Genomic DNA, 22,689 nt, shown 5'->3' on the forward strand with positions numbered 1-22,689 from the left:
CCGATGAACGTTCCCACGATGGGTTGGTGGACCGCACCGACATCCGGACCTCGGAACGACGACGACGCGCAGCGTCGATGCTCGTCGCAGCGCCGGAGCGGATCGCCACCGTTCTGCTGATGCTGAGCATCGCGGTCTCGGTCTCGGTCCTGCTCGAGGCGTTCCGCCCGCTCGTCGTCGCCCCCCTGACGCTCGTGCTCGTCGCCGCCACGTGGAAGGTCGTGCCCTCCGCCCTCGCGCCGACCCGGCCGGCGGTGGCGGGCACCGTTACGGCCCTCGGGATCGTCGTGGCGTGGTTCGTCGTCAACGTTCCGTTCGCCGCACGGTTCGTCGTCGTGACGCGCGACCCGGGCTTCCTCACGCTCGAGGCGTTCTGGCTCTCGCGCAACGAGTCGCCGGACCTCCCGCTCACCAGCTCCGCCGACCTTCTGGCCGCCATCGACGGGGTGAGTGTCGCGTCGGCCGCGTACTCGGTCAACGGTGACGTCCTCAACGTCCAGGGAGCCAAGCTGCTCCCCGGCATCCTTGCTGTCGGGGGGTGGGCCGGCGGCGACCTCGGCATCCTGGTGGGCAATCTCGTCGTGGGGGGCGTGGCGCTCCTGGCCGTCTACTCGTTCGCTCGTCGCCTGGTCGGACCGTTCTGGGCCCTCGTCCCTCTCGCCGCGCTGGCAGCGAGCGTGCCGTTCGCCGCCTTCACCCGTGCTGCCTACACCGAGCCGCTCACCGTCGCGCTCGGCTTCGCCGGCCTGACGATGGTGTGGTCCGCGGTCACCGCACGATCATTGGTGCAGTATGCGGGGGCCGGCGCCTTCATCGGTGCCACGGCGCTCGCGCGCGTCGACGGCGCGGCGCAGATCATCGGTCTCATCGCGGCGCTCGGGCTCGCCTCCGCGTGCGCGCTCCTCCCTGTGGTGCGCCGGCGCCTCGCTCTCGGCCTCGTCGGCGCCTCCGCCGCCGGTCTCCTTCTCGTCGGACTGGGCTTCCTCGATCTCGCCGTCCACAGCCCTACGTACCTGTCGAACCTCAGTGGGCAGGTGACCATGCTCGCCCGGGCGCTGGCCCTCACCATTGCCGTGGCCGCGGTGCTCAACGTGCCACGCGTCTGGTCCCCGATCGCACGAGTCGTCCTCCGTCGCCGGCGGGGCCTCGCCTGGGGAACGGCGAGCACCGTCGGCTCCCTTGCCGTGCTCCTCGCGAGCCGGCCCTTGTGGATGGAGAAGCACCACACTTTGGCGGGAACGGCGTACGCCCGGGCCGTCGAAGAGATCCAGGCGCTGGAGGGCCTCCCGCTCGATGGGACCAAGTCCTACGACGAGATGTCCGTCAACTGGCTCACGTGGTACTTCGGGATTCCGATGGTGATCCTTGCGTTCGTCGGCCTCGCGATCGCGACGTACCGGGCGATCCGCCGACGCGACCCTCGACTCCTCGTGTTCGTCGGGGTCGTCGCAGCACCGAGCGCGCTCTACCTATGGCGCGTCAGCATCACGCCGGACCAGGTGTGGGCGATGCGCCGCTTCCTGCCGGTCACCATTCCGGGGTTTCTCGTCGCCGCGACCCTCGCCCTCGTGGTGCTCTGGGAGCTCGCCCGGCGCTGGACACGCTCCGTCGCCGTCCTCGGAGCCGTGGCGGTCGTCTGCTGGCCCCTCCTCACGTGGGGGAACCTGTTCACCGCCGTCGAGCAGGACGGTCGGTACGGCGAGGCACGCGCCGTCTGCGCCGCCGCCGACGGTCGGCCCATCGCGGTGGTCGGCTCCGCTCTTCCGTACGAGGCCACCCTGCTCAGCATCTGCGGGACGGACGCCGTGGCCGTCTCGTCCGGAGCGCCGGAGACGCTGGCCCGTGTCCGTGACGCGTGGGGTGTCGAGGTCGCGGTCGTCGCGTTCCGTGGTGATGCCCTGCCGTGGGCCGGGACGGTCCCCGCTCCGCTCCGCGCGACGACCGAGACGCTCTGGGAGCGCACGCTCGAACGGTCGCCCCACGACGCCCTGAGCTCTCGGTCCGAGGTGTGGGTGGGACACGTGCAGCCCGACGGCAGCGTCGTCCCGCCACCGGCCGCGCCGTGAGCCCCGTCCACTCCGTCTGACGGGCCGGACGGCGGCTGCTTCGTCACTCGGGGAACCGGCGGAGCGCGAGGTTGCGGTACTCGACCGAGCCCGCGATCCCCTCCCGCACCGCGCCCTCACCACGCGCGAGCAGCACACCACCCCAGTACGACGCGCCCCCGAAGTCCGGCGCACGCCCGAGGAACACCTCGTAGTACCCGGCCGCCCGAGCGTTCGCCGCCTCACGCGACCGCCACACCCCCGACGCCACCGCCGCACGACCCGACGACGCGATCACCCCCCGCCAGTGCGCCACCTCCGACGCCGACGCCGACCGACCCAGCATCACCTCGTACAACCGCCGCACGAACGCGTCGTCGTTGCCACCCGACCGCTGGTAGAACTCCGCCGTCCGGTAGAACAACAACGCCACCGCATCCACCGAGATGTCCCCCGACATCACACCCCGCGTCCAGCCGTTCAACCCCGCAGCATCCGGCTGACGACCCAGCACGTCCACGTACGCCCCCCGCACCCGCAGCCGCACATACTCCTCCGACCGCGTCAACGACCCCACCAGAGCGGCACGGCTCGTCCCGGAGACCAGCGCGGACGACCACGTCGACAGACCCGCGGGGTCCACCGGCCGGTTCAGCAGGTCCTCGTACAACGCCCGCACCACCGAGCGCGCCTCGGCCGGCGACACCCCCGAGATCGTGAACCAGTCGCTCTTCAGCCCGAGCCGGGTGCGCACCTGGCTCCCGGTCAGTGGCACGACCTGCCCGCCCGTCGTCGTGACGTCGACCCGCGTCGCCCTGCCCCCGAGATCCCCCAGGCCGTTGCGCGCGGCCACGCGCACGCTCGCGACGGCGCCGACGCCGAGCCGTGCCGAGAGCTGCTCCGGCGTGAAGGACACGACCCACGACCGGTGCGGGTTGCTCGCCGTCGCGTCGCCGGCGTCCGCGACGGCCGGGAACGTGCCGCCCGCGGAGTACCCGCCGGTCGAGCTGCTGAACTCGGTGAGCGCGATCCTGCCGTCGCCGTGCCGCATGACCTGCCCCGACGTCGCCGAGACCGCGGCGTCCGACAGCGCGTGCTCGAGCGAGGCGCGCGCTCCGGCGTCGGTGACCGTCGTCGCGCCGAGATAGACCTGGCACGCCGTCGTGTCGCACGTCTGGGCGCCCGAGGCCCGTACGCCGCGCGGCGCGAGGGCGTAGGAGCGCGCGGCCACGGACTGCGCCCGCAGCGCCTGGGCGCCACGTCCGCTCCCGAGCGCACCCCACGACGCCGGCATCTCGCGGGGCACCACGCCGCGCAGGTAGGAGTTCACCGGGAGCGTGTTGACCGTGAACTGCGTTCCCCCGGTCGCGACGGCCCGCAGCGTCCCGCGGTAGCCGTGGTCCACACCGGCCTCGCAGAGCTGTAGCAGGTTCGCCGGGTTCGCCGGGTCGGCCGTCGTCGACACGACCGCCCCCGAAGCCACCTCTCCCCGGTCGGACCACGGACCGGCGCACCCAGGGCCCGTGTGGTAGCGCAGGCGACCGTCCGCGACGCGCACGAGCCGCACGGCGGCGGCGCCGGCGGCCGCGCCGTTCACGCGCAGCGACGGACCCCTCACGATCGTGTCCGTCCCGGTCTTGCGGAGGAGCTCGACCGACAGGGAACCGTTCCCGGCGTCGGCCCGCAGGCTCGTCCCGCCGTAGAAGTGCTGGAGGATCTGCGAGTGGGACCACCCGTGGTCGACGGCGTACCCGAGAGCCCCGTACTGGCCCATGCCTCGGCCGTGCCCGTAGCCACGGCCGGCGAACGTGAACGTCCCGTCGGCCGCCGCGGCCGGTGGTGCGGGCGGCACGACCACGGCGAGGAGGCCCACCATGGTGAGCACCAGCGCCTGGACGACCGACCGGGTACGCATGACCGTCAGGGGAACCGGCGGAGCGCGAGGTTGCGATACTCGACCGAGCCCGCGATCCCCTCCCGCACCGCGCCCTCACCACGCGCGAGCAGCACACCACCCCAGTACGACGCGCCCCCGAAGTCCGGCGCACGCCCGAGGAACACCTCGTAGTACCCGGCCGCCCGAGCGTTCGCCGCCTCACGCGACCGCCACACCCCCGACGCCACCGCCGCACGACCCGACGACGCGATCACCCCCCGCCAGTGCGCCACCTCCGACGCCGACGCCGACCGACCCAGCATCACCTCGTACAACCGCCGCACGAACGCGTCGTCGTTGCCACCCGACCGCTGGTAGAACTCCGCCGTCCGGTAGAACAACAACGCCACCGCATCCACCGAGATGTCCCCCGACATCACACCCCGCGTCCAGCCGTTCAACCCCGCAGCATCCGGCTGACGACCCAGCACGTCCACGTACGCCCCCCGCACCCGCAGCCGCACATACTCCTCCGACCGCGTCAACGACCCCACCAGAGCGCTCTGGCTCGTCCCGGACGCGAGCTTCGTCGACCACGTGCTCAGCCCTGACGCATCCACCGGCCGGTCGAGAAGGTCCTCGTACAACGCCCGAACCACGGAGCGTGCCCGAGAGAACGCCCCGCCGTAGCCGTACGCGGTCGCGCGGTCACGGATGGACTGCAGGTGCGAGTAGCCCACCTGACCGGGACACGCGGTGTACGCGACGTCGCGGTGACCGAACGTCGTGGGCAGGGTCACCGTCGTCCCCGCCGCGTAGCGGGAGTTCTCCCCGCCGCGTGTCGTGTAGCTCATGAACACGTCGGGACGCACCCCGTAGGCGCCGAGCCGGAACCCGACCACGTTCGCGACGGCCTGGACCGCGGCGCTGCTCGGTGCGACGCTCGAGTGGTCGCCGAGGAACGCGACGCCCACGGTGGACGTGTTGAAGCCGCCGGCGTGCACGCCGATGATCGGCTTGGTCAGGCTGTTCGCACGGCCCTCGTAGACGTTCCCCCACTTGTCGACGACGAAGTTGTACCCGAGGTCGCACCAGCCGCGGGTGTTGATGTGGTACGCCTGGTCGTTGCGGATGACCTGCATCGCCTGGGCGACGCTCGTGTAGGAGTTGGGGTTCGCCGTGTGGTGGATGACGGCGCCCACCAGCCGCGAGGCGGTGTCGGGCGTGCAGGCCTGCGGGGCTGCTCCCCACCCGGCCCGGGAGATGACCGCCGGCCCGGCCGCAGCGGTCGCGACCGCGGCGCCGGCGCTCTCCACGAAGAGCGCGTTCGTCGTGACCGCCTCGCCCGTGGACGTGGCGCCGGCCACCTCGGCCTCGGGCACCTCGGTCGGCTCGGGCGTGGAGATGAGCGTCAGCCGGACGTCGGCGGGCAGCTCCTGCACGGCGTCGACGGTGGCCACCTGCACGGCGTCGGACTCGCCGACGTACATGGTCCCCGTCCCGGACCGGGTCTCGACCTCCGCGTCGACCGTGCCCGCGTCCGGCTGCTCGTCCGCGACCTCGAGGTGCTGCCAGTCGGTCCACGTCCCGTCGTCCGACCGGGTCCGCACCTGGAGCTCGGGCACCTCCGCGGTCAGGTCGTCGGGCCACGAGACGGCGACCGTCTGGAAGCCCTCGTTCTCCACGACCGGTCCCGCCGCGACGTCGTCCACGACCTCGAGCTCGAGCTCGTCACCGGGAGCGACAGGCTCGTCCGGCTCGTCCGGCGGATCCGCGAGCGCCGGCGCGTCCGGGGTCGCGGTGCCGTCCTCCGGTCCGTCGGTGGCCCCGCTCTCGCCGGAGTCCCCGCTCGGTGTCTCGCTCTGCGGTGTCTGGCTCTGCGGTGTCTCGCTCTCCGGGCTCGCGCTCTCAGGCGTCTCACCGTCCGGAGCCTCACCGTCGGGTACCTCACCGTCAGGTGCCACGCTCTCGGCGGTCTCGCCTGCGGGCGGAGCGCTCCGCACCCGCGCCTGCGGCTCGGGGACGGAGACGTCCACCGCGAGCGGGTACTCGTCGATCCGGGGCTCCACGGAGGCGTCCGCCGTGGGGAGGGCTGTCGCCGGAAGGGACGGGGCCGACACCGGAACGGGCAGGGACCGAGCGGAGGCGCTCTGACGCTCGGCAGGCGCGACCGTGGGTGGCCCCACCAAGGGCACGATCAGCGACGCGACGGCGACGAACGCAGGAACCACGGCAAGCGACACCATCGGCACTCCTCGACGGGAACGGTCTGTACACGAAGTCAACGCCAGGTCCTGACCCTCGGCAAGGTGGGACGAGCGGCGCGGCGTGATCTCGTCCGACGAACCTCAGTACAGTAGGTGCCGCCCGCAGCCCCTCTCGAAGGACCGTCCCATGCGTCTGCTCGTCACCGGCGGAGCCGGTTTCATCGGCTCGAACTTCGTCCACCAGACGGTACGTGAGCGTCCGGACGTCCAGGTGACCGTCCTCGACGCGCTGACGTACGCGGGCGACCGCACGTCGCTCGCTCCCGTGGCCGAGGCGGTCACGCTCGTCGAGGGCAGCATCACGGACGCGCCGCTGGTCGACCGCCTCGTCGGCGAGTCGGACCTCGTGGTCCACTTCGCGGCCGAGTCGCACAACGACAACTCGCTGGACGACCCGTCGCCCTTCGTGCAGACGAACGTCGTCGGCACCTTCACGCTGCTCGAGGCGGTGCGCAAGCACGGCACCCGTTTCCACCACATCTCGACGGACGAGGTCTACGGCGACCTCGAGCTCGACGACCCGGCGAAGTTCACGGCGAGCACCCCGTACAACCCTTCGAGCCCGTACTCCTCGACGAAGGCGGGCAGCGACCTCCTCGTCCGGGCGTGGGCGCGGTCGTTCGGCGTGCAGGCCACGATCTCGAACTGCTCCAACAACTACGGCCCCTACCAGCACATCGAGAAGTTCATCCCGCGCCAGATCACCAACCTCATCGACGGCGTGCGTCCGAAGCTGTACGGCGCCGGCCTCAACGTGCGGGACTGGATCCACGTGGAGGACCACAACGCCGCCGTGTGGACGATCATCGACGAGGGTCGGCCGGGCGAGACCTACCTCATCGGCGCGGACGGGGAGAAGAACAACCTCGAGGTCGTGCAGACGCTGCTGGAGATCTTCGGGCGCGACGCCGACGACTTCGAGCACGTCACCGACCGCCCGGGGCACGACCTGCGCTACGCGATCGACGCCTCCAAGCTCCGCGACGAGCTGGGGTGGTCCCCGCGGTACACGGACTTCCGCGACGGGCTCGAGGCCACCGTCGCCTGGTACCGCGAGAACGAGGCGTGGTGGCGTCCGGCCAAGGCCGCGACCGAGGCGAAGTACGCCGCGGTCGGCCAGTGAGGTCCTCCGGTGGGTCCGCTCCGGCGGCCCCACCGGGTTCGGACGACGTCGTCGTTCTCCACGATTCCTCTACCCGCCGGGTCCTCCGGCCACGCAGAACGGTGACCTCCACCGCCTATGCTCGTCCGTCGTGAGCTCTCGGCATGGCGGACCGTCCGCACCGCACCGACCCCGGACCGCGACCGGTCCGGCGCACGCGCGACGCCTCCCGTCGAGGTCCGTGCTGCGGGTGCTGGCGCTGTGCGTGACGGCCTGCGTGGCGTTCGCCGGGGTCGGCGGCGCGACCGCGCTCTCGCGGTTCACGGGCAACATCGACGACGTGGACGCCGACACCCTGCTCGGCGACGACCGCCCCGAGGCCAGCACGCCCGATCCTGAGGACCCGAACGCCGGCACCCCGCTGAACATCGTGCTCATGGGCAGCGACGACCGGTCGGGGGCCAACGGGGGGCTCGTGGCCGACGACACCGAGGGCATGCGCTCGGACACGACGATGATCCTGCACATCTCCGCCGACAGGTCACGCGTGGAGCTCGTGTCGATCCCGCGTGACTCCACGGTCGACCTGCCCTCGTGCCCGACGACCGCCGGGACGACGACCAACCCGGTCTCGGGCACCAAGTTCAACTCCGCGTTCGCGGCCGGCGCGGACCTCGGCGGCGACGTCGCGTCGGGCGCCCTCTGCACGATGCGCACGATCGAGAGCCTCACGGACGTCCGGATGGACGGCTTCGTCGTCATCGACTTCGCCGGGTTCCAGGCGATGATCGACGCGCTCGACGGCGTCGAGCTGTGCATCCCCGAGGCGGTGCACTCGCCGAAGGCCAACAACCTCACGCTTCCCGCCGGGGTGCAGAGGCTCGACGGCGGGACCGCGCTGAGCTACGCGCGGGCTCGCACCGGGGAAGGCCTCGGCGACGGCTCGGACCTCGGCCGGATCGGTCGTCAGCAGGAGCTCATGGCGGCCCTCGTGCGCACCGTGCTCGGCAAGAACCTCCTGACCGACGCCGGTGCCCTGGTGCAGTTCCTCGACGCGGTGACCAGGTCGCTGACCATGAGCGACAACTTGTCGTCCGTGACGGGACTCGCCGGACTGGCCTACAGCGCCAAGGGCATCGACCTTGGCAGCATCACCTTCATGACGGTCCCGAACGGCACCGACCCGACGAATCCCAACAACGTGGTGTGGACGTCCGACGCGGACCAGCTCTGGGACAACCTGAAGAACGACCGCCCGGCGGGCGCGACCGAGCAGGAGGCCGGCGAGCAGCCCGCAGACACCCTGCCGGACGCCGGTTCGACCGAGGGAGCGCCCGAGGCCGGTACCGAACCCGAGGGCTCGCAGGACGCAGCCGATGCGGCACCGACCCCGGCCGAGACCAAGGACGCCGGCGAGGAGGCGTTCTCCGCGCAGGACGTCACGTCGGTCTGTGGGTGAGCGCCGATGACGCACGACGGTACTGATCCGGGGCGACGCCCGCCGAGCTTCACGCCGCAGGGCGGACGGTCTCCGCGCCCGTCCTCGGTCGACGACGCCATCACCATCGGCAACAGCGGGCAGCGCCCCGCACCGCGCCGGCGGCCCGCCGACGACGACGCCGTGCGGTCCGAGCCGCGCATCCGGCGGCAGTCGTCGCGCGAGATCCCCGTGACCCCGGCGCGTGCCTCGACACCGCCGCCCGCCCGGCCGGCGCGCCCCGTCCGCGGCCCGGTGGCGACGTCCACGCCTCCACCGTCCGTCGCGCCGGCGCGAGCCCCCCAGCAGCGGACGTCGCCGCCCCGCGTCTCGTCCTCGCCGCACGCCTCGAGCCGCGCCGTCGCGCCGCCTCGGCGCGCGGGCGCCGGCCCGACGCCTCCGGGCCGTCCGCCAGCGGGCAGGCCCGGACCGACGGCGCCCGCGGGGGCTCCGCGCGGTCGCGGCACCATCCGGGTCCGCAAGGGCCGGGTCGCCGCTCTCGTGGCGTGCGTCGTGCTCGTCGGCCTGCTCGCGTGGCCGATCGGTCTGCTCGTGTGGGCGAACGGCAAGATCCAGCACGTCGAGGCGCTGTCGGGCGCGGCCGGGACCTCGGGGAACACCTATCTGCTCGCCGGCTCCGACGCGCGCGGGGAGGTCGTCGGAGAAGACGGCACCGAGGGCGCCCGGACGGACACGATCCTGCTCCTGCACGCGCCGTCGAGCGGTCCGGTGGCCCTCATCAGCCTGCCACGCGACACGTACGCGGAGGTCCCGGACAACGGGGCCAGCAAGCTGAACTCGGCCTACTCCTGGGGCGGGCCGCCGCTCCTGGTCCGCACCGTCGAGGAGCTGACCGGCCTCACGGTGGACCACTACGTGGAGATCGGGTTCGGCGGGGTCCAGGGTGTCGTGGACGCCGTGGGCGGTGTGGAGCTGTGTCTCGACTACGACGTCAACGACCCGAACAGCGGCCTCGTCTGGACCGCCGGATGCCACGTCGCCGACGGCACGACGGCGATCGCGTTCTCCCGGATGCGCTACTCCGACCCGAAGGGCGACATCGGTCGCGCGGAACGCCAGCGCCAGGTGATCGGTGCGGTGTCCTCCCAGGCGGCCGATCCCGGCCTCCTCTTCCGACCGGCCGACCAGGTCTCGCTCCTCGACGCCGGCCTCGGGGCGCTCACGGTCGACGAGAGCACGGGCATCGTCGACCTGGGCAAGATGGCTCTCGCGTTCCGCGCCGCGAACGGTCCCGACGGCATCACGGGCACGCCGCCCATCGGCAACCCCGACTACCGTCCCGGGAACATCGGCTCCACGGTGCAGCTCGACCCGGAGCTCGCCCCGCAGTTCTGGGAGGACATCCGCGACGGCACGCTTCCGCCGGGACAGGTGGGTGGGCTCCCTCAGTAGCGGGAACCCGCTCCCGCCGCCGAGAGGCTCGTCGGCGCTCCGCCTCAGCCCTCCGGACGGGGCGTGGCCCGGCCGGGCAGCTCGTACGACGCGACGAGCTCGATCTGCTCGACCACCACGTGCAGCTCGTCGTCGGGCAGGTCGCCGACCGAGACCCTGAAGACCGCCGGCGCCAGGTCGTCCGTGCACACCCTCTCCGTGCCGCCGTCGCGCTCGGCGTCCTCGGCGGTGAACGACGCCACCTCGACGACCAAGGTGTCCCCGACCCATCGGGCCCCCCGAGGGGTGACGGGACAGGACGAGCTGCCCCGCGTGACGACGAGGAGCTCGTCCTCCCCGTCGGACCGCAGCACGACGGGCCTGGGGTCGTCCACCGTCGTGGTGGCCACGGCCCGGTCCACGGTCTCCTCGTAGCGGGGGTCCTCACGGTCGACCACCGTGACCTCGAGCGCCGACGTCCCGCCCTGCGACACCGACGGGAGAGGTTCGGTCGCATCGTCCGCGGCACCGTCAGCTCCCCCGCAGCCGGCGATCACCGCGGCGACCAGACCCGCGGCAGCGAGCGCGCGCGCGCGGGATGCGGAGAGCTGGAGGGCTTGCTGCACGCTCATACCCTCTTGTGTCGGCGGACGGCTCGATCTTGCCGTCGACCGCCGTGGTGTCCGGGACGACCGGCTATCGTGCCCGCGACTCGCGCAGCCGCGCACCCTTGGCCCGCGCCTGGTCGGCCAGCTCCTCCTGGAACGCGACCATCCGCTCGCGCAGGTGCGCCGCGGCGTCGTCGGTCCCCGACGCGAGGATGCGCGCGGCGAGCAGGCCGGCGTTGCGGGCCCCGCCGATCGACACGGTGGCGACGGGGACCCCCGCGGGCATCTGCACGATGGACAGCAACGAGTCCATGCCGTCGAGGTGCTTCAGCGGCACGGGGACCCCGATCACCGGCAACGGTGTGACGGCGGCGAGCATGCCCGGGAGGTGGGCCGCTCCCCCGGCGCCGGCGACGATCGCGCGCAGGCCGCGCTCGGACGCGGAGCGCCCGTAGTCGATCATCTCGACCGGCATGCGGTGCGCCGAGACGACCTCGACCTCGACGGGCACGTCGAACTCGGCCAGGGCGTCGGCGGCGGCCTGCATGACGGGCCAGTCGGAGTCGGACCCCATGACGATGCCGACGATCGGGTTCTCGCTCATGGTCGGTGCTCCTCGTCCGAAGGGTTCGCGGTCTGCGGCCCGGGGTCCTCACCGCGCAGGATCGCGGCGGCGGCGAGCGCGCGACGCCGCACGTCGTCCAGGTCGTCGCCGCTGACGTTGACGTGCCCGAGCTTGCGGCCGGGCCGCACGCCCTTGCCGTAGAGGTTCACCTTCGCGTCCGGGGACGCGCCCAGCACGGCGGGCAGCGCGTCGGTGAGCTCGTCGAGCGTGGAGCCGAGCACGTTCGCCATCACGGTCCACCGGGCGGTCGGCGCCGTGTCGCCGAGCGGCAGGTCGAGGACGGCGCGCAGGTGCTGCTCGAACTGGCTCGTCACGGCCCCGTCGATGGTCCAGTGCCCGGAGTTGTGCGGGCGCATCGCGAGCTCGTTGACGAGGATGCGCGACGGCGCGGCGTCGCCTGCGCCGTCGGTCCCACCGACTCCCGCCGTGCCGGCCGGCACCTCGAACATCTCGACGGCGAGCACGCCGGTCACGCCGAGCCCCTCGGCGATGCGTACGGCGGCGTCCCGGGCCCGCTCGGCGTCCTCGGCCGACAGGCCCGGTGCCGGAGCGATCACCTCGGCGCACACGCCGTCGCGCTGGATCGACTCGACCACGGGCCACGTGCGGACCTCGCCGCGACCGTCCTCGCCGCCGGACGGCCGGCGCGCGACGAGCACGGCGAGCTCGCGCGCGAACGGGACCTTCTCCTCGACGAGGAGCGCCGGCCCGCCGGCCGCCGCCGCGTCGATCCACTCCGCGACCTGGTCGGCCCCGCCGGCGGCCACCGACACGACCCGCACGCCCTTGCCGTCGTATCCCCCGCGCGACGTCTTGACGACGGCCTCGCCCCCGACCTCGGCGAGGAAGCCGGCGAGAGCGTCGCGCGCGGCGTCGGGCTCGGTCGGGAGCGCCGCCCAGCGCGGGCAGGGGACCCCGAGCTCGGTGAGGCGGCGCCGCATGACGATCTTGTCCTGCGCGTGCACGAGCGCGTCCGGTCCCGGACGCACAGGGGTGCCGTGCTGCAGGAGGTCGGTGAGCAGGGCGTTCGGCACGTGCTCGTGCTCGAACGTGAGCACGGCCGCGGGCTCGCCCTCGGCGGGGGTGATGAGGGAGCGGATCGCCGCCTCGTCCGACGCGACGCCCACCGGGGCGTCGGTCACGACCTGCGCGGCCGACGTGCCGGGTGCCTCCACGAGCACCCGCAGGTGCACGCCGAGCTCCCCCGCTGCCGGGGCCATCATCCGTGCGAGCTGTCCGCCGCCGACCACGGCGATCACTGGTGCTGCCACGTGCACCCACCCTAGTGCCTGCGCGCGCCCGCACCCACCGACGTCCACAGGCCCCGCACGCTCCCAGGCACCACGGGTAGCCTCGGTCCATGTCCTCCGGCACCAGCGCCCCGCGACAGCGGTTCGCCGACCGCGTGCGCGAGCTCGCGAAGTTCGGCTCCGTCGGCGCGCTCGCGTACGTCGTGGACCTCGGGCTGTTCAACCTCCTGAGCTTCGGCCCGGGCGAGGTGCTCGGCCACAAGCCCCTGACCGCGAAGGTCGTCTCGGTCGCCGTCGCCACGCTGGTCTCCTGGCTGGGCAACCGCTACTGGACCTTCTCGGCGCGCCGCACGCAGACGCGCGGCCGCGAGCTCACGGCGTTCGTCGTGGTGAACGTCGGCGGCATGCTCATCGCCGTGGGGTGCCTCGCGTTCTCCACCTACGTCCTGGGCCTCACGTCGCCGCTCGCCAAGAACGTGTCCGCGAACGTCGTGGGCCTGGCTCTCGGCACGGCGTTCCGCTACCTGGCGTACCGGCACCTCGTCTTCACCGGGACGGGCGAGCCCGTGGAGGAGGACGCCGCCCCCGCTCGCGTCGGCTGACCGCGGAGGACCCCACGCACGACGGCGCAGGGTGCGCCGTCAGCGCCTGCGCCGACGGCGCCGCGAGGGCACGGCGGTCCCTGTCGGCAGCACGATGCGCGGGTCGAGCCGGCGCGGCACGCCGGCGAGGAAGAGCGCGAAGACCGGCGGGCGGCGCTGGGCGAGCTCGAGCCGCCCGCCGTCCGACGCTGCGAGGTCGCGCGCGAGCGCAAGCCCGAGCCCGGTACCGGCGCCGGACGTCACCTCGCGCTCGAAGATCCGTGGCGCGAGGTCGTCGGGGACGCCCGCGCCCTCGTCGGACACCTCGGTCACCACCGCCCCGCTGGTGCCGGACGGGCGCGCACGGACCGTCGTCGTGCCGCCCCCGTGCTTGAGCGAGTTCTCGATGAGGGTCGCGAGCACCTGCGCGAGCGCGCCCGGGGTCGCGAGGACCTGGTAGTCCGGCGGCACGTCGACGACGAGGCGGCGGCCCGCCTTCTCGAACGTCGGGACCCACTCCTCCTCCTGCTGGTGGACGACCTCGAGGAGGTTGACGGCCTCGGTCGTGCCGCCCTGGGCCTGGCGCGACGACTGCAGCAGGTCGTCGACGACGCCGACGAGCCGCTCGACCTGCTCGAGCGAGATCCGCGCCTCCTCCTGCACGGCCGGGTCGTCGGACGCGAGCGAGATCTCCTCGAGGCGCATGCTCAGCGCGGTCAGCGGCGTCCGGAGCTGGTGCGAGGCGTCGGCGGCGAACTGCCGCTCGGCCGCGAGCCGCCCGGCGAGCCGGTCGGAGCTGCGCGCGAGCTCCGCGGCGACGAGGTCGATCTCCTCGACACCCGAGGGTTCGAGCCGCGGACGCACCTGTCCCGAGCCGAGCTGCTCCGCCGAGGCGGCGAGGTAGACGAGCGGCGCGGAGAGCCGGTTCGCCTGCCAGACGGCCATGACGATCCCGGCCGCGAACGCCACGACGGCGGCCGCGACGACGAGGACCACGATCTGCGCGGCCCGCAGGTACGCCTCCCAGTAGGAGATCTCGACGACCACGAGCGCACCGGACTCCGACGACGTCGCCGTGCGGATCGCGCGTCCGGTGACCTCCTCGCCGGCACGCAGGATCGTGCCGTCCGGGAGCTGCACGTAGACGGACGCGGGGATGTCGCTGCCGGCCCCCTGGACCGCTTCCTCGATCGTGACGTCCGGGATCTCCTCGCCCGCGTCGACGCGCCGGTCGACCCGGGTCGCGAGGCGGTCGGCGCGCGCCTGCACGTCGTCGGCCTCGCCCTGCAGGACGAACTGCGCGCCGAAGAACGCGAGAGGGAAGCCGAGCAGGATGACGGCGACGGCGACCGCCGCCACCGTGGCCTGCAGCATCCGGCGCCGCACGCTGCTCCTTGCCCTCCTCGATCCGGTGGGGGTCAGCTCTCGCCGGTCTCGAAGCGGAAGCCGAGCCCGCGGACCGTCGAGATGTAGCGGGGCGAGTTGGCGTCGTCGCCGAGCTTGCGCCGCAGCCAGGACACGTGCATGTCGAGCGTCTTGGTCGAGCCGACGGGCTCGGAACCCCACACGTCCCGCATGAGCGCGTCGCGCACGACGACCGAGCCGGCGTTCGCGACGAGCACGCGCAGCAGCTCGAACTCCTTGGTCGTCAGGTGCAGCTCGCGCTCGCCCTGGAACGCCCGGTGCGCGGAGACGTCCACCCGCACGTCCTGCGCGCCGAGCTCCTCCTCGTCGCCGGTCTCACCGTGGCTGCGGCGCAGCAGCGCCCGCACGCGCGCGAGCAGCTCGGCGAGCCGGAAAGGCTTCGTCACGTAGTCGTCCGCACCGGCGTCGAGGCCGACGACGAGATCCACCTCGTCGGCCCGTGCAGTGAGCACGAGGACGGGAGTGCTGAGACCCTTGTGCCGGATCTCGCGTGCGACGTCGAGCCCGTCCATGTCCGGCAGGCCGAGGTCGAGCACGACGATGTCTGCGCCGCTCGCGGAGTCGATCGCCCCTTGACCAGTTCCTTGGACGACGACGTTGTAACCCTCACGTGTCAGCGCACGCGCCAAAGGTTCGGCAATCGCCGGGTCGTCCTCCGCTAGCAGTACGTGGGTCATTCGCTCATGCTAGGGCATCAGTACGACTTCGGTCCCCTCGTGCGGCGACTCCTGTCCGACCGTGGTCGGACGTCACACCGACGCCTCCTGCCTAGGCTGGTCGCATGGGATGGTACGCGCGGCTCGGGCAGTGGAACGAGGAGCACCGCTTCGGGGTCGACCTCACCCTCACGCTGCTCGTGGCGGTGGTCTTCATCCCCTCCTCCGCCGCCTTCGCACCCAACGCCGGGGCGGTCGGGGCAACCCTCAGCGGTGGATGGGGTGCCGTCTGGGCGACCCTGCTCCTCGCGCCGCTGCCCTGGCGGCGCGTGCACCCGGTGGGGTCGGCCGTCGCGGTGTTCACCGTGGCGCTGCTGCACCTGCTCGCCGGCTACCTCCTCCTGCTGCCCGCCGACTTCGCCGTGCTCGTCGCCCTGTACTCCGTGACGGTCTACGGGCCGCGGTGGGCCCACCGCACCGCGATCGCCTCGGCGCTCGTCGGTGCGGTCGCCCTCGGTCTGGCGCTCGGGCTGCGCTCCGGGAGCCTCGCGGACCTCGCGACCATGGTCTTCTTCACGTCCGCGTTCGGCGGCATGACGTTCCTCGCCGTGTGGGCGTTCGGGCTCGTGCGCCGCTCCCGGCGCGAGACCATCGCCGCGCTCGTCGACCGGGCGGAGCGGCTCGAGGTCGAGCGCGACCAGCAGGCACGCATCGCCACGTCGGCAGAACGGGCGCGCATCGCGCGCGAGATGCACGACATCGTGGCGCACTCCCTCTCGGTGATCATCGCCCAGGCCGACGGCGGCCGGTACGCTGCGGCGGCCGACCCGACCGCCGCCCAGCGCGCCCTGACGACCGTCTCCGAGACGGGTCGGGCCGCCCTCGCCGACATGCGCCGACTGCTCGGTGTGCTGCGGACCGAGGCACCACGCCCGCCCGGTGCCACGGTCGCGGGGCAGGGTGCGCCCCCGGGCGCCCTCCCGGCCGCGGACGCGACGTCTGCCGGCGGGGCGTCGCCCGCGGCCGTCGCGGCGCTCGAGACGACGCCGCAGCCCGACACCGCCGACCTCGAGTCCCTCGTCGCGCAGGTGCGCGACAGCGGCCTGCGCGTGTCCCTCGTCCGCGTGGGCCAGGCGCGGCCCCTGCCGCCCGGCGCCGGGCTGACCGTCTACCGCGTGTGCCAGGAGGCGCTGACGAACGTCCTCAAGCACGCGGGGCCCGACCCGACCGTCACGGTCGTCGTGCGCTGGGACGCGACCGCGCTCGAGCTCCGGGTCGAGGACGACGGCCGCGGCGCGGCCGCCGCACCGCCGGGCGCTGCGCCCGGGCGGTCCGGCGGTTACGGCCTGCTCGGCATGCGCGAGCGTGCCGCCCTCTTCGGCGGCAGCGTGACGGTCGGCCCGCGGCCCGGCGGCGGGTTCCGCGTGCTCCTGACCCTCCCCGTGCCCCCGGCGACCCGCGCGGCCCCCGGCGCCGCGCCGTCGGGCACGACGCCGTTCCCCGCGCCGCGGACGTCTCCGCCCACGTCGGCAGGGCCCGCCGTGCCGACCCAGCCGACCGTGCCGACCAGACCGACCGAGCCCCCCGAGCCCACCAGACCGACCTCGCCGAACGCGACCCGTCCGGCGAGCACCGCGCCCGCCCCCACGACCGACAGGACACCATGACCGACGCCGCCACCCTCCCGTCCGACGAGCCCGGGGACGCGCCCGTGCGCGTCGCCCTCGTCGACGACCAGCAGCTCGTGCGCGCCGGGTTCCGGATGGTCATCGACTCCCAGCCCGACCTCGAGGTGACGGTCGAGGCGGGCGACGGCCTCCAGGCGCTGCGGCTCCTCGCCGACCACCCGGTGGACGTGGTCCTCATGGACGTGCGCATGCCGCACCTCGACGGCCTGCAGACGACGGCGCGGCTCACCGCGACGGCGGCGGAGGGCGCGCACGTGCCCCGGGTCATCGTGCTGACGACGTTCGACCTCGACGAGTACGTCCTCGAGGCCATCCGGACGGGCGCGAGCGGCTTCCTGCTCAAGGACGCGCCGCCGGAGGAGATGCTCGCGGCGATCCGCACCGTGCACCGGGGGGACGCGGTGATCGCGCCCTCCTCGACGCGGCGCCTCCTCGAGCACCTCGTCACGGCGCTCCCGGCCGAGCAGGCGGCGGACTCCCCCGCGCACGTGGCCGTGGCGGGCCTGACCGAGCGGGAGCGCGAGGTCCTCCTGCTCATGGCGCGCGGCCGGTCGAACACCGAGATCGCGGCCGACCTGTTCGTCGCCGAGGCCACGGTCAAGACCCACGTCGGCCGGATCCTCGCCAAGCTCGGCGCGCGCGACCGGGTCCAGGCGGTCGTGACGGCGTACGAGACGGGGCTCGTGCGCCCCGGGGCCTGACGCCACCTGCGCCTGTCAGCGATCCCCCGGCCCCAGGACCGGCCCGGTGCTGACAGGTCGCGGCGCTCTCCGCCGGTCAGCACTCCACCGGTCTCCGCGTCGGTGGGCTGCTGACAACTCACGAGCTCGCTACGCCGCGAGCGCCAGCCGTGCGAGGTGGTGCCGGACGATCGCGAGCACGCGCTCGGGCTCTCGTCGCGCGGCCATCGCCGGGAGACGCAGACGGACCGTGCGCGCGTCGCCGCCGAGCTCGGCGTCGCGCAACAGGTCGTCGTACCAGCGTCGGCGGTCCAGGTGCCCCACGCCGTCGATCTCCACGACGAGCCGCCGCCCACCGGGCAGCCTCCACTCGACGTCGAGGAACCGCCACCGGCCGCTCGCGTCGCGCCTGCGCGACTGGCGGACCGGCTCCGGCAGCCCTGCCCGGCGGCACAGCCGTGCGAAGTCGATCTCGGCGAGCGAGTCCGCCCCGCCCGCGACGTCGACGAGCGCGTGCCGCATCGTCCGTCGGTGCCGCACCGCGCCCACCTCCTCCAGCTTCTCGAGCAGCGCACCGGGCGTCGCGAGGCGCTGCTGCACGACGGCCGCCATCAACCCCGCGGCGGTCCGCCACGACGGCTGCCACGCCGCGGCGTCGACCGCCGCACGCTCGACGACGTGGACGGGCAGGCCGTCAAGGTCACCGACCTCGGCGATCGCCGGGCGCCGCGACTCGTGCACGACGAGCCATGGTGCGCGGTCCGCCCGCTGACCCCGCGCGATGACCAGATGGACCGGCGCGCGGTCCCAACCCGTCAGGCCGCGCAGCGCCAGGGCGGTCCACGCACCGATCGCCGCGTGCGGTGGCGCACCGAGCACGGCGGCCCACAGCCGGGCCTCCCGGACGAGAGGGCCGCGGTGCAGCACGAGCACGTCCCGGCTGAGGCGTCGCCACCTGCGCGCACGCTCCTGGTGGGCGATCTCGTCGCACGTCACGCCGAGCAGCGTCAGCTGCGCCCGCGCCACCACCCCGTGCTGCCGGGACGCGAGCCCGCGCAGCCCGGTGACGTCGTCGAGGAAGCTCGCTCGTCCGCTCATGGGCGCGATCGTGCCGGTGCTCGACGTCCCCGGCCGCGCCGCCGGGGCGGCCCTGTGGAGAAGAAGGTCGCCGACCGCTCCTGTGGACGGCGCCGGCCCGCGGCATCCCGCCGTCGGGCGGTCCTCCGCGGTGACGCGAGCGCCCTGGCCAGCGGGCGCCGTCGGGCACCGGATCTGTCAGCACTCCCCCGGCCTCGGAGCCCGCTCAGCGCTGACAGGGGGATGACCCGCGAACCTGTCAGCCGCCCACGGGTCTCCGTACCTCCTGCGCGCTGACGACCGCGGGGCGTCGCGTACGACTACGGGATGACGGCGCGCCCCCGAGGTCCCGACCGACGCCGGACGCGACGTCGCCGCTCCGGTCCGTAGCGTCGAGGACGTTCCCCGGGCGACGCACCGGGCGCAGCTTCCTCGAGACATCCGCACAGCAACTGACACAGCAACTGACACCAGGAGACGACGTGGACACGACCGTGTACCGACCCGCCGAGCCCGCACCCGACGGCGGCCCCGGAGCGAGGACGGCCGGCCCCGCGGTGCGCGCCCGCGCGCTGCGCAAGACCTACGGCACGGGCGAGGCCGTCGTGCGCGCGCTCGACGGCGTGGACGTGGACTTCGAGCGCGGGCACTTCACCGCGATCATGGGCCCGTCCGGCTCGGGCAAGTCGACGCTCATGCACCTGCTCGCGGGGCTGGACTCGGCGACGGACGGCCACGCGTTCATCGGCGACACCGACGTGACGCGCCTCAACGACAACGCGCTCACGCAGCTGCGCCGCGACCGCGTCGGGTTCGTGTTCCAGTCGTTCAACCTCCTGCCGATGTTCACGGCCGAGCAGAACATCACGCTGCCGGTCGAGCTCGCGGGCGGCCAGGTCGACCGCGCCTGGTTCGACACGCTGGTCCAGACCCTCGGCCTCCAGTCGCGTCTCACGCACCGGCCGAGCGAGCTCTCGGGCGGTCAGCAGCAGCGTGTCGCCATCGCCCGTGCGCTCATCGCCGCCCCCGAGGTCGTGTTCGCCGACGAGCCGACGGGCAACCTCGACTCGCGGTCCGGCGCGGAGGTGCTGAGCTTCCTGCGCCGCAGCGTCCGCGAGCTGGGCCGCACCATCATCATGGTCACGCACGACCCGGCGGCCGCCGCGTACGCGGACCGTGTCGTGCTCATCGCCGACGGCCGCATCGCGGGCGACATCGCGGACCCGACGCCCGAGTCGGTGCTCGCCGGCCTCGACGCGCTGCGCACGCTCGAGGTCGCCGCACCGGACGAGCGCGGCGACGTCACGGCAGCCGGTGCGGCCACGGGGACGGTGCGCGCCTGATGCTCCGCCTCACCCTGGCGCAGATGCGCCGCAGCCTGGGCCGCCTCGTCGCGGCCGGCATCGCCATCGTCATCGGGACGGCGTTCGTCACGGCGACGCTCATCGCGGGCGACGTCATCACCCGGACCACGAACGACTCGATCGCGGCGCAGTTCGCGGACGCGGACCTCGTCGTGTCCGCCCCGGCCGACCTCACCGCCGCGGACGTCGACGCGATGGCCGACGTCGACGGCGTAGAGGCCGTCGACGCCGTACAGCTCACCTACCTCGACCTCTCGAACGGGTCGAAGCGCGTCTTCCAGATGGGCGTCCCGACGCCGTCGGACCCGCGCTTCCAGGCGCTCGACGTGGTCGAGGGCTCGCTCCCGAGCGCTCCCGGACAGCTCGCGCTCCCGGAGAGCGTCGCGGAACGCCTCGACGTCGAGGTGGGCGACACCGTCACGAACCTGCGCAACGTGTGGGACGACACCGCGACCGAGGGGAACGAGTTCACGGAGGTCCGCGACGAGCTGACCCTCGTCGGCACGACGGACGACCCGTACGGCGCCTACGCGCAGATGGGGGGCGCGGCGGTCCTGTCGGCCGCAGACCTGTCCGCCTGGGAGGAGGCGCAGCGGACCCCGGACGAGCCGGGCCGCACCTACTCCGGTGCGATGGTCGCGCTCGCGCCCGGCGCGGACCTCGAGGCGACCCGAACCGCTCTCGTGGCGCAAGGACCCGAGGGGGCGCAGGCCGTCACACCGGACGAGCACGCGCAGGACCGCGCGCGCATGATGACGGGCGACCGTGACGTGTTCACCTTCGTGATCCTCGGGTTCGCCGCGGTCGCGCTGATCGTCGCCGCCCTCGTCATCGCGAACACGTTCCAGGTCCTCGTCGCGCAGCGCACCCGCACGCTCGCGCTGCTGCGCGCCGTCGGGGCGAACAAGGCGCAGCTCGCGCGCTCCGTGCTCTCGGAGGCGACGATCCTCGGCGTGGCGTCGTCCGTGGGCGGCATCCTGCTCGGCGCGCTGCTCACCCAGGTCGCGCTGCTCGTCGCACGGGGCGCCGACCTCGGCGTGCCCATCCCCGCGACCATCGCCGTGACCCCGCTCGTCGTGCTCGTGCCGCTCGTCGTGGGCACGCTCGTCACGCTCGTCGCGTCGCTGGCCCCGGCCCGCGCCGCGACCCGCGTCGCGCCCCTCGAGGCGCTGCGGCCGGCCGACGCACCCAGCGTGCGCGGCGGCGGACGGGTGCGCCTCGTGCTCGCGACCCTGCTCACGCTCGGCGGCGCAGCGCTCCTGGCGGGCGGGATCCTGCTGGGCACCGAGAGCCCCGAGGTGGGCATCCTCGTCGGCGTCGTCGGCGGCGCCGTGTCGTTCGTCGGCGTGCTCGTCGGCGCCGTGTTCTGGCTCCCGAAGGTCGTCGCGCTCGTCGGGCGGCTGCTCGCGGGCACCGGGTCGACGGCGCGCCTCGCCGCCGCGAACACCCTGCGCAACCCTCGGCGCACCACGGCGACCAGCACCGCGCTGCTCATCGGCGTCACGCTCGTCGCGATGATGTCCACGGGGGCGGCGAGCGCCCGGTCCAGCCTCGACTCGGCCCTCGACGACCAGTACCCGGTGGACGTGATGGTCGCCGCCGACAACTACGGGTCGACGGACCAGCCCGTCCCCGACACGGTCGTGCGGGCGGTGTCCGAGGTGGACGGCGTCGCGGACGTCGTCGGGCTCAGCGGGACGGAGGTCACGCTGTCCGACGGCAGCTACGCCTCGGTGCACGGCGTGGAGCCCGCGGAGGCGCTCGGCGTCGTCCGCTCGCCCGAGACGCTCGAGGCGTTCGGCGACGGCACGGTCATGGTGCCCGAGTACTCCGCCGAGTCGTACGGCGTCACCGACGGCGACGAGCTGACGCTCACAGGACCGACCGGCGAGACGGTCGAGCTCACGGCCCACGTCGGGGCGGTCGGAGACCGCTGGCTGGTCACCACGACCGACGCCCTGGCCATCGACCCCTCCGCCGTGGTCTCGCGGCTGTGGGTCGGCCTGGACTCGCCCGACGACGCGATGCAGGTCGTGCCGGCGATCCAGGACGCGATCGTCGGGACGGACGCGCCCGTGGAGGTGATCGGCGTCGCCGTCGAGCGCGCCACGATGCAGCAGGTCATCGACACGATCCTCGCGGTGATCGTCGGTCTGCTCGCCGTGGCGGTCGTCATCGCGCTCATCGGCGTGGCGAACACGCTCTCGCTGTCCGTCATCGAGCGCCGCCGCGAGTCCGCGACGCTGCGCGCGATCGGGCTCAGCCGCTCGCAGCTGCGGTGGATGCTCGCGCTCGAGGGCATGCTCATCGCAGGCGTCGGCGCGCTGCTCGGGATCGTGCTCGGCGTGCTCTACGGCTGGGCGGGGTCGGCGGCCGCGCTGAGCATCATGGGCGACGTGTCGCTCACCGTCCCGTGGCGGGACATCGTGCTCGTGCTCGTCGTGGCGCTCGTCGCCGGGCTCGTGGCGTCCGTGGTCCCCGGCCGGACGGCGGCCCGCACGTCGCCGGTCGCGGCGCTCGCGGTGGACTGACGCACCACGGACCTTCCGGTCCGTGACCGGACGGGAGCCCGGCGG

Annotated in this window: 17 protein-coding genes; 9 read left to right on the forward strand and 8 right to left on the reverse strand. The window is 73.7% G+C overall.

The window, feature by feature from the left end; translation table 11 throughout:
- Positions 1-26: 26 nt before the first annotated feature.
- A complete protein-coding gene (locus V5D56_RS18465; RefSeq protein ID WP_435736723.1) occupies positions 27-2,066 on the forward strand; it encodes a hypothetical protein in 2,040 nt (679 codons plus the stop codon).
- Between the two features lie 43 nt (positions 2,067-2,109).
- Here the strand turns inward: V5D56_RS18465 and V5D56_RS18470 are convergent, their stop codons facing one another.
- Together V5D56_RS18470 and V5D56_RS18475 are read right to left on the reverse strand one after the other, a co-directional pair.
- Complete coding sequence (locus tag V5D56_RS18470) at positions 2,110-3,960, reverse strand: DUF4214 domain-containing protein (protein WP_435736724.1); 1,851 nt, start codon at positions 3,958-3,960, stop codon at positions 2,110-2,112.
- 5 nt (positions 3,961-3,965) lie between these two features.
- A complete protein-coding gene (locus tag V5D56_RS18475; protein ID WP_435736725.1) occupies positions 3,966-5,990 on the reverse strand; it encodes a DUF4214 domain-containing protein in 2,025 nt (674 codons plus the stop codon).
- A 325-nt stretch (positions 5,991-6,315) separates the two neighbouring features.
- Here V5D56_RS18475 and rfbB point away from each other — a divergent pair, with 325 nt between their 5' ends.
- The 3 genes from rfbB (at position 6,316) to V5D56_RS18490 (ending at position 10,180) form a co-directional block, all read left to right on the forward strand.
- Complete coding sequence (gene rfbB / locus V5D56_RS18480; RefSeq protein WP_435736726.1) at positions 6,316-7,311, forward strand: dTDP-glucose 4,6-dehydratase; 996 nt, start codon at positions 6,316-6,318, stop codon at positions 7,309-7,311.
- A gap of 220 nt (positions 7,312-7,531) precedes the next feature.
- The gene (locus tag V5D56_RS18485) at positions 7,532-8,749 is read left to right on the forward strand and encodes an LCP family protein (RefSeq protein WP_435736727.1); all 1,218 of its coding nucleotides are present in this window, start codon (positions 7,532-7,534) and stop codon (positions 8,747-8,749) included.
- 6 nt (positions 8,750-8,755) lie between these two features.
- Positions 8,756-10,180: an LCP family glycopolymer transferase gene (locus V5D56_RS18490; protein WP_435736728.1), complete on the forward strand. Its 1,425-nt coding sequence runs from the start codon at positions 8,756-8,758 to the stop codon at positions 10,178-10,180.
- A gap of 44 nt (positions 10,181-10,224) precedes the next feature.
- Here V5D56_RS18490 and V5D56_RS18495 read toward each other — a convergent pair whose 3' ends face one another.
- From V5D56_RS18495 to V5D56_RS18505, 3 genes are all read right to left on the reverse strand, one after another.
- Entirely contained in the window at positions 10,225-10,791 is a 567-nt protein-coding gene (locus V5D56_RS18495; protein ID WP_435736729.1) for a hypothetical protein, read from the reverse strand.
- A 64-nt stretch (positions 10,792-10,855) separates the two neighbouring features.
- The gene (gene purE / locus V5D56_RS18500) at positions 10,856-11,371 is read right to left on the reverse strand and encodes a 5-(carboxyamino)imidazole ribonucleotide mutase (protein ID WP_435736730.1); all 516 of its coding nucleotides are present in this window, start codon (positions 11,369-11,371) and stop codon (positions 10,856-10,858) included.
- Positions 11,368-12,663, reverse strand: a complete 1,296-nt coding sequence (locus V5D56_RS18505) for a 5-(carboxyamino)imidazole ribonucleotide synthase (RefSeq protein ID WP_435736731.1) — start codon at positions 12,661-12,663, stop codon at positions 11,368-11,370. The genes purE and V5D56_RS18505 overlap by 4 nt, the downstream gene beginning before the upstream one ends.
- Before the next feature lie 89 nt (positions 12,664-12,752).
- Here V5D56_RS18505 and V5D56_RS18510 point away from each other — a divergent pair, with 89 nt between their 5' ends.
- Positions 12,753-13,244, forward strand: a complete 492-nt coding sequence (locus V5D56_RS18510; protein WP_435736732.1) for a GtrA family protein — start codon at positions 12,753-12,755, stop codon at positions 13,242-13,244.
- A gap of 39 nt (positions 13,245-13,283) precedes the next feature.
- On the opposite strand, the gene V5D56_RS18515 is transcribed toward V5D56_RS18510, so the two are convergent.
- Both V5D56_RS18515 and V5D56_RS18520 read right to left on the reverse strand, forming a co-directional pair.
- On the reverse strand, positions 13,284-14,609 hold the full coding sequence (locus V5D56_RS18515; RefSeq protein WP_435736733.1) for an ATP-binding protein: 1,326 nt from the start codon (positions 14,607-14,609) through the stop codon (positions 13,284-13,286).
- A gap of 32 nt (positions 14,610-14,641) precedes the next feature.
- Entirely contained in the window at positions 14,642-15,325 is a 684-nt protein-coding gene (locus tag V5D56_RS18520; RefSeq protein ID WP_251150375.1) for a response regulator transcription factor, read from the reverse strand.
- A gap of 104 nt (positions 15,326-15,429) precedes the next feature.
- Here V5D56_RS18520 and V5D56_RS18525 point away from each other — a divergent pair, with 104 nt between their 5' ends.
- Both V5D56_RS18525 and V5D56_RS18530 read left to right on the forward strand, forming a co-directional pair.
- Positions 15,430-16,971: a sensor histidine kinase gene (locus V5D56_RS18525; protein WP_435736734.1), complete on the forward strand. Its 1,542-nt coding sequence runs from the start codon at positions 15,430-15,432 to the stop codon at positions 16,969-16,971.
- Complete coding sequence (locus V5D56_RS18530; RefSeq protein WP_435736735.1) at positions 16,968-17,693, forward strand: response regulator; 726 nt, start codon at positions 16,968-16,970, stop codon at positions 17,691-17,693. Before V5D56_RS18525 ends, V5D56_RS18530 begins: the two co-directional genes overlap by 4 nt.
- A 129-nt stretch (positions 17,694-17,822) precedes the next feature.
- On the opposite strand, the gene V5D56_RS18535 is transcribed toward V5D56_RS18530, so the two are convergent.
- Complete coding sequence (locus V5D56_RS18535; protein WP_435736736.1) at positions 17,823-18,770, reverse strand: hypothetical protein; 948 nt, start codon at positions 18,768-18,770, stop codon at positions 17,823-17,825.
- A gap of 461 nt (positions 18,771-19,231) precedes the next feature.
- Between V5D56_RS18535 and V5D56_RS18540 the strand changes: the two genes are divergently transcribed.
- Both V5D56_RS18540 and V5D56_RS18545 read left to right on the forward strand, forming a co-directional pair.
- A complete protein-coding gene (locus V5D56_RS18540; protein WP_435736737.1) occupies positions 19,232-20,092 on the forward strand; it encodes an ABC transporter ATP-binding protein in 861 nt (286 codons plus the stop codon).
- A complete protein-coding gene (locus V5D56_RS18545) occupies positions 20,092-22,644 on the forward strand; it encodes an ABC transporter permease (RefSeq protein WP_435736738.1) in 2,553 nt (850 codons plus the stop codon). The genes V5D56_RS18540 and V5D56_RS18545 overlap by 1 nt, the downstream gene beginning before the upstream one ends.
- Positions 22,645-22,689 lie beyond the last annotated feature (45 nt).

Origin of the sequence: Cellulosimicrobium sp. PMB13 (genome assembly GCF_051294865.1) — a bacterium.
Classification (GTDB): Bacteria; Actinomycetota; Actinomycetes; order Actinomycetales; family Cellulomonadaceae; genus Cellulosimicrobium.